Genomic DNA, 14,044 nt, shown 5'->3' on the forward strand with positions numbered 1-14,044 from the left:
TTACCTCCTAATTCTTTAATAATATTTTATGGAGCATGTACATACTGTATTTTACTTGTAGCTAGTTCATCAAAGTGAGATTTTACTGAATGGTACCCGATAGCATAATGCCCACTTTCCGGATTCCATTTCTTATATGAATTCATTGCACTTAATAACTTCTCTTCTTGGCTAGGTAATACCTCCCATACTTCTACATTTGGATTAACTTTTTTAAAATCGTTGTAGTCATATGGCTCTACATAAAATCTTAAGTCTTTTATTTTACCTTCTTCATATAATTCTAAAGCTGCTTCACCTAATGCTCTATGGTCTTCATGTATTCCACTAGCTTTAAATGGAGTCACTGTTTTTACTTTCGCATCTGGATATTCTTTTAGATACTTAAGAATTATTTCTCTTGCTTTTTCTTTATTTAGCTCTCCATCATGTGCTCTATTATCTTCTATATGTATATTGCTTTCTTTTACACCCATTGTTTCACAACTATCCTTAAACTCTTCATCTCTATTTTTTGAAAATTCACTTTCTGATAGAGAATACTTATGCACATCTTTAATATGATAAGAACATGTTCCTCCATCATCTAAAACTTTTCTTATTATTGATTTACTACCATCTGTACACAATATTACATGTGTATCACTTTTCTCAACATGCTCAATTATGGCACTACCCATACTTAAAGTTTCATCATCTTGATGTGGTGTAAAAAACAAAGTTGCATCTACCACTATTATATCCTCCTATTTCATAAAATGTTATAATCTACAATAAACAGTAAACTGTAGAAAAAGATTCCTATATATTAAGGAATCTTCTCCACAGTATAGATTATTACCAACCTAGTATTTTAGCTATCTTTTGTATTACTGTCAATTCAACCCCGTTACCTATTTGAGTTACTTCTGCACCAAGATTTAGTTTTTTATCAAGAGCACTTTTTTGTGAATCTGTTATGTCATTTTTAGCTAGAAGTATTGGTCCTTTTCCTGCTGCTAAAGGACCTGCTGCTAATGCATCTACTAGCATACCATTATTTCCATATCCATCTTTTGCTATATATAGTTTATCTAATTTATCATAATATGTTTCTATGACTTTGGCATTAGTATCGTGTCTTGTTTCTCCTTCAACTCTTTGAACCTTTCTATCTTTATCAATATCAATAAGTTGATTTTCAATTTGGCTAGATACATTGTTAGAACCACCAACTATACCAATCTCTTTTCCATCCATCAATTTGATAGCTTCTGCTGAGAGATCATTCCAGCCATTTACTATTATAGGAGCCTTAAGTTCAGCAGCTTTAGCAGCTATACTCATAGCATCAGCTTCACCTTTCGCACCTACTACAAATGCATCTTTAAAAGAACCCATAGCTTTTGCTACTGCTAAAGAAGTTGTATGTCTATCATCTCCAGCTAGTCTTTCAACATTTTTAGTTACTGATTCTAATTGCTTTTTAGCTGTATTTGATACTGCTGATTCTCCTCCAACTATATATATTTTAGCTGATGGACTTTTCTTAATTATATCTTTTATATAGTCTAAAGTTACTTTTGGTATTTCATTATCAGATGCTAATAATATAGGTGCTTTTTTAGATTGAGCTAGTGGTGTAGCTGCTAATCCATCAACTAGTTTATTTGAATTAACTATAACTACATTGTCAGTATATTTTGTTTGTTTTGCTATAGCTACAGCAGTTGCATATCTATCATCTCCAGCTATCAATTTAACTTTTGAATTTCCTTCTAATGCAGATTTAGCATCTTTTAAATCCTTCTCATTAGCACTTTCTACAGTAAGCTCTATAGCTTTTCCAGATGCATCAGTATACTTAATAGTAAATTTATATTTTCCTGTTTCTGAATCTTTTGCTGAAATATCACTAATTGATTTTGATGTGCCATTTACTACCATATTACCTTTAACAGTTAATCTATATCCATCATATAAATCTTGTGGTGAAACTGTATTTAGGTCACTATTTTTTATAGTTATTTCAGCTAATTTAACATCGTCTATGTCTTTAGTTCCTGCTAAACCTAACTTATTTATTTTATTTACTTTAAATCCTTCTACAGATGGGTCTAAATTTGTTCCTGTTGAATCAACTGGATTTTCTACTAAATCAATTTTTTCATCACCAATACTTATCTCTATAGTTTTAGAAGTTATTGTTTCTTTTTTATCCCTTAAAGTTATAACTAGCTTGTCTTTAGCACTGTCATATGAAGCCTTTACATCTGCAACTCCATAAATTCCATTAGTTTCGCTTTTAGCTTTTTCTGTTATAGCATTAGCTTCAGCTGAAAGGTCTGCTGAGTTTTCATATTTTTCAATTGCTTCAGCAACTACTTCATTAGCACTGTTTGTTGTATGCCCTTTATCTGTTATAGTTACTAGAAGTTCTTTATTTTCTCCCAAAGCATTTACTAATTTTTCTAATTCATCTATATTAGTTATTATTTTTAAATTTGATGAAGTTTCACCAACTTTTATTTCGTATATTAGTTGTCCAACTTGAGAACCACCAGTATACTTTTGAGACATTAAGTCTCTAACTTTTGAAACTAATTCTGTAGCTTCTTTTTTAGTTATTGTTTCTTTTTTTACCTGTGTAGTTTCTGCAGCAAAAACTGGAGCTACTGATGTACTTATCATTGTAGCTGCCATAGCTATAGAAATATTTTTTCTATTCATAGTATTTTCCCCCTAAAAAATTCAATTTTTCATCATTTTTTCCTTATTTACCAATTATAATATATATTTGATATTATTTCAATAAATAGGCTATATTGTAATAATTAACCATTTAGTATGAAATTCTTTTTTATACTTTATTTTTTAAACATTTATGTATACAAAAAAGTAACAAAATTGTAATTTTTTTTAATAATCCAGTTTATAACTAATAGACTTTTCATCTTCTTTATAGTATAATATTAAATGGAAGAAAGAAATTTCAAGCATCTCTTTTTTCCGTATTTCTCACACAGAAAAAGAAGCTGATTTTCAGCTTCTTTTTCATTTATATGAATTTATTAATTTAATTATAATCTTATCATATATAAATCAAAATACTTATTATTACCTATTTTTAATGAAGGTAATCTAAGTTATCATTTTTAATTAAATTTATATAGGTATTGTACTGTTGTTTCCCTTATATTTTTATTTAAAGCTTCAAACATATCATATCCTTCTAACGCATATTCTTTGAATGGGTCTTTCTGAGCATAAGATTTAAAACCTATATATTGTCTTAATTGTTCCATAGCATCTATATGATCTATCCAGTATTGGTCAACAACTTTTAAAAGTACTGTCTTTTCCAACTCTATAACCTCATCAATACCAACCATCATCTTTTTCAAGTCATAAACTCTTTTCGAAATTTCATAAGTACTATCAACTATTTCTTGAACACTTTTTTTATCTACTCCAGGGATTAATAATGTATCTGCTGGCATAAATGTACTATATAAATGTTTAAAATATCCATAATAATCTCTTTTTCTTCCAACTAAATAAGTTTCTCCTGCTTCTTGTATAATATCCTTAACCATTTTTTGAATATCTTCTTGAATATCCTCATCATTTAAAACTTTATTTCTTTCATTGTATATAACTTTTCTCTGTTCGTTTATGGTATCATCATATTTAAGAACATTTTTTCTTATTTCAAAGTTTTTGCCTTCTACACCTTTTTGTGCTCTTTCTATAGCTTTTGTAAGTGCCTTACTTTCAATAGCTGTATTTTCTTTTGAACTTGTTCTCTTCATTAGTTTCTCTATAGTCTTTCCACCATAAAGTTTTATTACATCATCTTCAAGACTTACAAAAAATCTTGATGTACCTGGATCTCCTTGACGACCAGAACGTCCTCTAAGCTGGTTATCAATTCTTCTTGATTCATGTCTTTCTGTTCCTATAACATAAAGGCCTCCTAATTTTTTAACTTCTTGTTCTTCTTCTTTATCTCCTGCTCCTAAAGAAATATCAGTTCCTCTACCTGCCATATTTGTGGCAATTGTTATAGCATCCAATTTACCAGCTTTAGAGATTATTTCTGCCTCTTTATCATGTTGTTTTGCATTTAAGACTTGATGCTTTATACCTTGTTTTTTAAGCATTTTAGATAACTTTTCAGACTTTTCAACAGAAACTGTACCAACAAGGATTGGCTGTCTAGTCTTATGTATCCTTATTATTTCTTCTACAACAGCATTATATTTTTCTTCTTCTGTTTTAAATACTTTATCATGTAAGTCAGCTCTAATAACTGGTTTGTTAGTTGGAATTTGAACAACATTTAGCTTATAAATTGACTCAAATTCACCCTCTTCTGTCTTTGCAGTACCAGTCATTCCAGAAAGCTTTTCATATAATCTAAAGAAATTTTGATAAGTAACTGTAGCCATGGTTTTAGATTCATTTTTTATTTCAACACCTTCTTTAGCCTCTATAGCTTGGTGAAGTCCATCTGTATATCTTCTTCCATCCATCACTCTTCCAGTAAATTCATCAACTATCATTACTTCTCCATTTGAAACAACATAGTCAACATCTTTTTCCATAAGCTTATGGCCTCTTAAAGCTTGATTTGTATGATGATATAATTCTATATTCTTTATATCAGTAAGGTTTGTTATACCAAAAAATGACTCTGCCTTATTTATACCACTTGCTGTCAATGCTATGGTTTTATCTTTCCTATCCATCTCAAAATCTTCTTCTTTAATAGTTTTTATAAAGCTATTTGCTAGTTCATAAAGATTTAAATCTTCATCTCCATCTCCTGCAATGATAAGTGGAGTTCTAGCCTCATCTATTAATATTGAGTCTACTTCATCCACTATAGCAAAATTCAACTCTCTTTGTACCTTATGCGATAAATCTGGAACCATATTATCTCTTAAGTAATCAAACCCAAATTCGCTATTTGTACCATAGGTTATATCACATTTGTATTGATCTTTTCTTATACTTGGGTCTTGATTAGATACAATTACGCCTACAGTCAAGCCTAAAAATTCATATACTGGACGCATAAGTTCTTTATCTCGTTCTGCCAAGTAGTCATTTACTGTAATCACATGAACGCCTTTTCCTGTTATGGCATTTAAATATACTGGTGCTACCTCAACTAAAGTTTTTCCCTCTCCAGTCTTCATCTCAGCTATCTTACCTTGATGAATTACTATACCACCAATTAATTGAACTCTATATTGACGCATCCCTAAAACTCTTTTTGAAACTTCTCTAGCTACAGCAAATGCTTCTGGAAGTATATCATCTAAACTTTCACCTTTTTCCAATCTAACTCTAAAATCATTTGTCATTTCTTTTAATTGCTCATTATCTTTAATCTCCATGTATTTTTCTAAAGATTCTATTTTATCTACTATTAAATTTAATTTTTTAATTTCTTGTTCATCTGCCTTATCCAAAATTGCATCTAAAACTGACATATTTTCTTTACCTCCTCTTTTATCATACAATTATTATTATACCTTAAAATTATAGAATAGTAGACAATTATTTTATTGTATAGTATAATAATCATACTTAAATAAATTACATCTTTAGATATTTAAGTATTTCTCACATAAAAAAGAGACTAAATTTAGTCTCTTTTTTTATACTTAAAAATATAATAAAAAAGGCTTCTCATATAAGAAGCCTTTTTTTATTATTAAATTTATATTACATACTTAATAAATCTTTTAATTTGTTTATAACTGAAGTAGCTATACCTTTACCAACTTGAACTAAGTTTTCTCCATTATCTTTATCAAGAACTTTACTTATAGATACGCTTTGATCTGAAGATAAAGAATCAGTAGCTAACACTATAGGTGCTGGAGATACCAATTTGTTTTTATCATTGTCAGCACCAGTTAATTCAGTACCATTTTTGTCTACTGGTTTACCATCAGAATTAAGAGTTACACCAAAGTTTGCTGCAACTGGAGCTGCTGCTAAAGCATCAACCAATTGATCTTCTTTAGTAGAACCATCTTTAGCTACAAAGAAATTAACTACTTTGTTGTCATTATTTAAGTTATCTTGATAATAAGAAGATTCTTTTATAACTTTTGCATTAGTTGCTTGTCTATCATCTCCACTATATCTATCTGGAGATTTACCTGTAGCATCATCTATTGCATTTTCAACATCTTTAGATACACTATTTTCTCCACCTATTATATCAACTTGTGAATCATCTAAGAAATCTTTCACATCATCATTTATAGTCTTAGCTTTTCCATCTACAACTACTATTGGTGTAGCCTCACCATCAGCTAAATCTATCTTACCATTAGCATTTCTTAATTGAGATGCAACTGGAGCGATACTCATAGCATCTGCTAATCCTGTTCCCCCAACTACGAATGCTTTATCATTGTCAAGACCTACTTCATCAGCTATTTTTAGAGAAGTTTCATATCTATCATCTCCTGCTAATCTTGTAACTTTAAGTCCCATATCTTTTAATTCATTTTCAACTTCTTTAGATATAGAATTAACTCCACCAGCTAAATAAACTTTCTTTGAAGTATTTATACCTGTTGTGCTCTTTATATTCATAACTCTCTTTATTTCAGCTTTTACACTTGAATCTAACTTATCTTTTGAAGTTAATAATAAAGGAGCTTGCTTTTCAGAAGCTAATGGAGAAGCTACAAGTCCATCAACTATTGCATTTCCTCCAACTAATACTACATTATTAACTGAATCTCTGAATATAGCATTTTCATCATCAGAATTATAGTATTTTTGACTTAATGCAATAGCAGTTTCTATTCTGTCTTCTCCTGCTACTTCTATAGCATTTGAATATCCATTATTATATGTTCTTAAATCATCTATATAATCTTTCAAATCTTTCTTCTTATCTGACTTAAGAGTTAATTTTACTGGTGTGTTTTCATCAGCTATTGAAGCCTTTGCAGCACTCTTAGTTGTAACTCTTTTTCCTTCTGGATAAAGAACTACTTGATATTTTCCACTAACTTCTTCTACTAATCCATTAGTATCTGCTTCGTCTCCATTTAACACCTTATAAAGAGTACTTAAATCAGTTTTATTAAATACATATTTTTTAGCCAAATCTTGTGCTGTTTTACTAGAACTAGCATCAATATCTATAGACTCTTCTTTAGCATTTACTACTCTAAGTTTAGTTACTACTGGTTGAACACTACTACTTGGTGCTTTTTTAGCAAATTCAATAGTTGCTTTATCTCCAGGAACAACAGTAAGTTTAAGAGCGGCAGTTATGTCTATAATATCATTATCTCCTAATTTAACAATTTTTTCTGAAGCCCCATCTTCAAATGTAAGTCCAGTTGAATAAGTTGTCTCATCTTTTTTACCAAATTTAGTAGTATCCATAGCTGCTTTTATAGTAAGCTTAACTGCAGTTTCAGATGAATCTGTGTATGCTGCATCAATAATACCTGACATTGCAAGTTTTGTTCCTGCACTATTTGTTTCACTACCACCACTAGCAGCTCCTGTATTTTCAACAACACCATCAGCTGAATCTGTTGCAGAAATTATAGCATCTGCTGAAGCACCTGTTAAATTTTTCAATGCAACAAGTTTACTTGTAGTTACTTTATCACCTTGACCTGGAGAAGTTATTAAGAAATCAACATAATCTCCATCACCTAAATTATCTAATTTATTATCTACTTGTGTAAACAATAATTTACTTGCATCTGCTGCAGTAAGCTCAGAACTTACTTTTATAGTAGATGCTAAAGTTCCCTCAAAGAAAACTTTAATTTCTGTTATACTTCCATCTAATAATCCTTTTTGTAGTTGTTCAACAGCTTTCTTATACTTACTTTGTACCACTGTATATCCTTGATCACCAGTTTCAACTTTTGTATTATCTGCAAATACAGGAGCTGCAGAAGCTAATACTGTTAATCCTGACATAGCTATTGCTATATTTTTCTTATTCATTTCTTAAATTCCTCCCAACATTATATTAAAATTACATCTCTTTATTATGTACATAGAATAATCATCCATATATTCCTAATATTTCTCACATCTCTATAATAATCCATTTTAATTCTTTTTGCAAGGCATTTTTTTGAAATTATTATTTTCTCCAAAGATATGAGTTTTTATACCCCTAAATTGCAATATTTAATAACTTTAAAAATTTAATTTTACTTATTTAGAAATTCTTGAGTAGCATACACTTCTCCATTAGACAATATATATAATCCAAACCCAGTATATACAAAATCATTATTTAGCATATTTTCATTATATTTATCTGACTTCTTCCAAACTGTAAATATTACATTTGCTACCTCTCTAGCATCCTTTGTTGTATAAGTACTCTTAGTAACAAGAGGTACAAAAGCTATATTTTCCTCACTCCTTCTTCCATATCCAGTAAATACTTCAATAGATTTTTTACCATCTATTACATGTGAAAACTGACCTTTATCTGCCATATACTTAGACCAAGAATTAGAAAGTCCTTCTAAATTTTTAGAAACTTGTAGTACTTCTTTTCCTTTTTCTTTTCTATAAGAATTTACCAAACTATACATTTCACTAGAAACCATTCTTTTAAATTCAGTACTATTCATATCATTAGTCTTGTATTCAAGTACATTTACTTCTACATTTACTGATGTAGTCTTTCCTCCAATATCAGTGGCTTTTATAGTCACTTTATATTTACCAACTTTATCAGTATTAATATTCCCTATAATCTCTGGCGTTAAATCGTTATCGTTACTATCTTTTGCAACTATATTCAATTTACTTATATCAAACTTATCTCCTTGATATACATTTAAATTACCAACTGTTATTGTTGGTGCACTTGCATCCAATGCTGATGCACTTAAACATTGTTCTAGTGTCTTTTCATCTATTCCTCCTAGTGCTGTAATTTTATCAGCACTTCTAAGTACAGACTTATCACTACTTCCATCAACCAATACTATTGGGGCATTTTTAGCTATAGAAGAACCAGCAACTGCATCCACTAATTGGAATCCTTTAGAAAGATAAAATTCTTTTGCTGAACTATAAAAATGTTTTATAACTTTTTTATTAGTTTCAAATCTGTCCTCTCCTGCTAACCTAATAGCATTAGTTTTTTTAACCAAATCATTACTTATTATCTCTTCAGAGCCAAGAACATAACATCTTACACCTTCTTTTGTATCAAATGGTACATCTTTTCCATTTGTTAAGATAATAGGAACTCCATCTCTTGATGCTACAGACGATGCACTCATAGCATCTGCCTCACCTGTATAAGCATTAGTTATAAAAACCTTATCTATAGACTTTATTGAAGCTATCTCTTTTGCTATAAGATAACTAGTTTCAATTCTATCATTTCCACCAATTCTTTTTACCTCTATTCCCTTTTGCTTTAATTTATTTTCAACTGATTTTCCAATTGAATCTTCAGTACCTATTATATAAGCCTTTTTTACACCTTTTAACATATTTTCTGTATCTGATGGCATACTATTTTTTTGTGATAATAATATAGGTGCTTTAACTGCCCCTCCTAACCCACTTGCACTAAGTCCATCTGCTAGAGTATTGTCTGTGTTTACTAATACTACATTTTCATATGTTTGCTTCTGCGCAATTTTTGCAGCTGTTTCATATCTATCTTTCCCTTGTATCTTTTCTATACTTGAAAGTGCATTAATGTTTAGTGTTCCTGCCATTATTAATGATACTGCCAATCCTATTGATAATATTTTCCTATTTGCTTTCATCGAACCCCTCCTACTAATTTTTTATATAATTCAGCTAATCATAAATTACATCCTCAGTAGTGATTCCCTCAAAATTTATAAATTACTAAAATAAAAAACATCTAAGATACCATAATCTGTAAGATAATAACAAAGCAGATTATAAAAAGTACATTAGATGTGATTTTCATTTTATGATATCAGTAAATTAATAAAAAAACAAGATTTATGGAAATTTTTACAAGCTACCTTCATTGCCATTTAAAAATTCTTGAGTAGCATGTACTTGACCATCAGACAATATATAAATTCCAAACCCAGTACTGTAAAACTCATTACTAAGCATATTTGCATTGTACTCAGGAGACTTTTTCCACACTTCAAAGATAGTCTTTGCTACATTCTTAGCATCTTGAGTTGTCTGAACATCCTTAGAGTTGATATAAATATATGCTATATTCTCTTCACTTCTCATTCCAAATTCAGAAAATACTTGTGGAGCATTTTTACCATCTATATAATGTGCAAAAACTTTTTTATCCATCATATACTTAGACCATGCATTTGCCATACCTTCTAGCTTACCAGACACTACCAAAGGTTCTTTACCTTTTTCTTTTCTATAAGAATTGATTAAGTTATACATCTCAGTAGATACCATTTTTTTGAATTCTGGGCTATTGTAATCATGAGATTTATCATCCAAGACTTCTATTTGAACTCTTTTTTCTGTACTTTTACCCCATTCATCTGTAGCTTTTAATGTTAATATATATATACCTACTCTATTTGTATCTATAAACCCATCAATTTTTATTGGCAATACCTTTCCAGTATTATCTTTAGCAACTATATTCAACTTACTACTGTCAAACTTTTCACCTTTATATATTTCTGTTGTTCCAATTGTAATTGTTGGAGATTGTCCATTTGACTTTGAAGCGCTTATACATTGTTCTATTACCTTGTCACTCAACTCTCCTACAGAAGTTATATGATTTGCTCCTTCTAACACAGATTTATTACTACCATCATTTACTAATACTACTGGATATTCCTTAGTCAATGGTGCAGCTGCTATAGCATCTACTAACTGATAGCCATCTGATATATAGAATCCATTTGCATTTTTATAAAAGTAGTCTATTACCTCTTTATTAGTTTCAAATCTGTCAGTTCCTTCTATTCTAACTGAATTTGTATTTTTTGCTAAAGAACTACTCATTATCTCCTCTGACCCTATACAATATGATTGAACATTTCTGACATCAAAAGGCACACTCTTTCCATCTGTAAGTATAATTGGATCTCCATCTCTAGTAGCTATTGATGATACACTCATTGCATCTGCTTCTCCACTATATGCATTAGTTAATAGCACTTTATCCACTTTTTTTATAGTTGCTATTTCTTTAGCTATTAGATAACTTGTTTTTAGCCTATCTTCTCCACCAATTCTCTTTACTTCTATATGTTTAGAATCTAGTTCTTTTTCTACTGATTTACTTATAGTATCTTCTGTACCTATTATGTATGCTTTTTTGATATTTTTTAGACATCTATTTGTCTCTGCTGGTATCTTATTTTTTTGTGTAAATAATATTGGTGCTTTTGTGGCACCTGACAACCCACTTGCACTTAATCCATCTGCAAGCGATTTTTCTGTATTTACTAAAATAACTGTTTCATAAGTTTGTTTATCAGCTATCTTTGCTGCTGTTTCATATCTATCTTTGCCATATATTTTTTCTACTACTGATGATGCATTTACACTTTTGAAGTTTACCAAGATTAATGATACTGCTAGACCTAATGATAATATTTTTTTATTCATTTTCATATCCCCCTGATGATTTTTATGTTTTATATTTATATTGTTTTTACTTTTTTTTATTATTTTGTTATTTTTTGTATATTATAAAGTATATCTTATGTAAATATATTCCGTCTATATATTAATATTTTATTTAATTAAAAATTCAAAAACCATCTATAGTTACATTTTAAATATTTATAAGATATGTTTCGTAAATAAAAATAATACGCATCATTTTATAAGTTAAATTTAATTTTACTTAAATTATCACACATATTCCAACATAACATTAACATAACATTATTAAGATAATATAAATAAAAATAAGAATGTACTTAGACATATGATTTCTATCTAAATACATTCTTATTTTAAGTTTACTTACTTATATTTACTTTGATATTTATTTTTATTCAATTAAGCTCTTAATCTTATCTACTACAGATGAAGCTATTCCTCCACCTATCTCAAATAACTTAGATGAATTTTTATTTTTCAATGAAATTTCTTGTGATTTATCTAACGTATTTGTAGCAAGTACAACTGGCGAATTATTTTTAGCTGCCAATGGACCAACTGCTAAAGCATCTATAAGCTTATCTTGATTAGCAACTACAACTCCATCAAGTTTTGATTGAGAATAGAATTTATCTATTACCTTAGCATTTGTCTCTTGTCTATTTTGACCTGCAACTCTATTTTTTGATACATCTTTATTCGTTATTTTTCCAACTTGCTCAATAGCCTTGTTAGATATCTTTTCTACTCCACCAACAAAGTATACATTAGATACTTTGTTCGATTTGATAAATTGTTCAGCTTCATTGTCTACACCATCTTTTTGTGTAAGTACTATTGGAGTTTTTTCCTTTCCAGCTAATGATGCTATTGATAATGAATCAGCTTCTCCATTTCCTGCCCCTATATACAACTTGCTTACATTATTTGTCTTATCAATTTCTTTTGCTATATTAATAGAAGTCTGATATCTTGTATCTCCACCTATTCTTTGTACTGATATCTTTGAATTTACAGACTTAATTACTTCAACTACTGCATTTGGCATAGAATTATTTCCACCTACTACAATTACTTTTGATGGATTTAATCTTTTTAGTTCTTCTATAGTTTTTTGAGGAAGTTTATCATTTGAAGATAAAAGAATTGGTGAATTTTTTACACTAGCTAGTGGTGTAGCAGTAAGTCCATCCACCATACTTCTGTCTTCTCCATTTACTATCACAACTGTATCTGATTTTGTCCAGCCACTTTGAGATATTTTAACAGCAGTTTCAAATCTATCTGCACCTTTTAATTTTTTTACTGTAACATTAGAAGTTGAATCACTTGAACTTCCTCCACTTGAACTTCCACCTCCAGATGAACCACCTGAATTATTATTTCCACCATTGTTATTGTCATCAGAATTGTCTGGTGGTAATTCATCTGGTTTAGCTAACTCATTATCAACTACATACTCTAAACTTTTTGGAAGTGTGACTTCAACATACTTACTTATTGTAGCTTTTCTTCCTTTACTTGATTTTTGCGATAGTCCAAGCTTCAATACTATATTTGAACCACTTTCCTCTGTTTCTTTACTAACAACAGAATAGTTTATTCTAATATTATTTAATAGGTATTCTAGTGCTTCACTCTTTTCAACCTTATATTTTTCAGGGTCGGTTTTGCTAGTACCACTTCCACCAATTGGTTTTACTTCATTTTCATTAACAAGAGTAAATACTAATCCTTCATTAGAACTTATACTTTCAAAATCAACAGACTTATTATTATATGTAACAATTTTTAAAGCTGGTTTAGCATCTGTACCATTTCCTAAGACTTTATATTCAGCATTTGAATTACTACCAGATTTCTTTACAGAAAGCCTTCCTACGCTTAATGTATCTCCATCTAGTAAATCTTCACTTGATGTAACATATATATCTAATGTAGTTGTATTATTTCCTTTATTATAATCTGCTCTACAAGTTGCATTAGCATTTCCACTTTTTATTTGCTTTGATATATTGTCAGACCACTTAATCTTTTGACCTGGTTCATTATCTATTACTTCAACCTCACCTTGCACCTTTATACTAGCTTGAAACGAATACACTATATTCTCTACTGATTCCACAGAAATATCTATCGTATTCACCTTTTCATATGTCTTTGTTCCTTGCAACACCGGAGCAGAATATGCACATGTCGCACTTCCAGTTATAGCTACTGCCATACTCGAAACTGCAATAGTTCTTATAAAAGATTTTCCTTTACTCATTAACACCCGTCCTTATCTATCATCAGCTAGATGAATAAAATCCTTTATCCATCTAGCTTCTTATATTTAATTTATAAATTACCCTAAATTTATAGTTACATTATACATACTTTATTTTTGACAAATTGCTTTTTTAAAACTTTTTTAGCTACTACTCACACAAAATGCCCAATA

The 14,044-nt window shown here is 29.7% G+C and carries 7 protein-coding genes; all 7 read right to left on the reverse strand.

All coding sequences use genetic code 11. The features are described from left to right. Positions 1-26 precede the first annotated feature (26 nt). Positions 27-734, reverse strand: a complete 708-nt coding sequence (locus ACTG44_RS15465; protein ID WP_479920787.1) for a PIG-L family deacetylase — start codon at positions 732-734, stop codon at positions 27-29. A gap of 103 nt (positions 735-837) precedes the next feature. Next, a complete protein-coding gene (locus ACTG44_RS15470; RefSeq protein ID WP_479920788.1) occupies positions 838-2,709 on the reverse strand; it encodes a cell wall-binding repeat-containing protein in 1,872 nt (623 codons plus the stop codon). 425 nt (positions 2,710-3,134) lie between these two features. Beyond that, entirely contained in the window at positions 3,135-5,480 is a 2,346-nt protein-coding gene (gene secA / locus ACTG44_RS15475; RefSeq protein WP_479920789.1) for a preprotein translocase subunit SecA, read from the reverse strand. A 235-nt stretch (positions 5,481-5,715) separates the two neighbouring features. Then, positions 5,716-7,986 (reverse strand): S-layer protein SlpA, encoded by a 2,271-nt coding sequence (slpA, locus tag ACTG44_RS15480; protein WP_479920790.1) that lies wholly within the window; start codon positions 7,984-7,986, stop codon positions 5,716-5,718. A 212-nt stretch (positions 7,987-8,198) separates the two neighbouring features. Beyond that, positions 8,199-9,788 (reverse strand): cell wall-binding repeat-containing protein, encoded by a 1,590-nt coding sequence (locus tag ACTG44_RS15485; RefSeq protein WP_479920791.1) that lies wholly within the window; start codon positions 9,786-9,788, stop codon positions 8,199-8,201. A 217-nt stretch (positions 9,789-10,005) separates the two neighbouring features. Beyond that, on the reverse strand, positions 10,006-11,607 hold the full coding sequence (locus ACTG44_RS15490) for a cell wall-binding repeat-containing protein (RefSeq protein ID WP_479920792.1): 1,602 nt from the start codon (positions 11,605-11,607) through the stop codon (positions 10,006-10,008). Positions 11,608-11,992: 385 nt separating this feature from the next. After that, positions 11,993-13,870: a cell wall-binding repeat-containing protein gene (locus ACTG44_RS15495; protein ID WP_479920793.1), complete on the reverse strand. Its 1,878-nt coding sequence runs from the start codon at positions 13,868-13,870 to the stop codon at positions 11,993-11,995. Between the last annotated feature and the right edge of the window lie 174 nt (positions 13,871-14,044).

Source organism: Clostridioides sp. LIBA-2809 (genome assembly GCF_056688965.1).

Bases quoted from the DNA above. Each gene is read 5' to 3' on its own strand.
- ACTG44_RS15490 (WP_479920792.1), bottom strand. From the start codon at position 11,607: ATGAAAATGAATAAAAAAATATTATCATTAGGTCTAGCAGTATCATTA.
- slpA (WP_479920790.1), bottom strand. From the start codon at position 7,986: ATGAATAAGAAAAATATAGCAATAGCTATGTCAGGATTAACAGTATTA.
- ACTG44_RS15495 (WP_479920793.1), bottom strand. From the start codon at position 13,870: ATGAGTAAAGGAAAATCTTTTATAAGAACTATTGCAGTTTCGAGTATG.
- secA (WP_479920789.1), bottom strand. From the start codon at position 5,480: ATGTCAGTTTTAGATGCAATTTTGGATAAGGCAGATGAACAAGAAATT.
- ACTG44_RS15470 (WP_479920788.1), bottom strand. From the start codon at position 2,709: ATGAATAGAAAAAATATTTCTATAGCTATGGCAGCTACAATGATAAGT.
- ACTG44_RS15485 (WP_479920791.1), bottom strand. From the start codon at position 9,788: ATGAAAGCAAATAGGAAAATATTATCAATAGGATTGGCAGTATCATTA.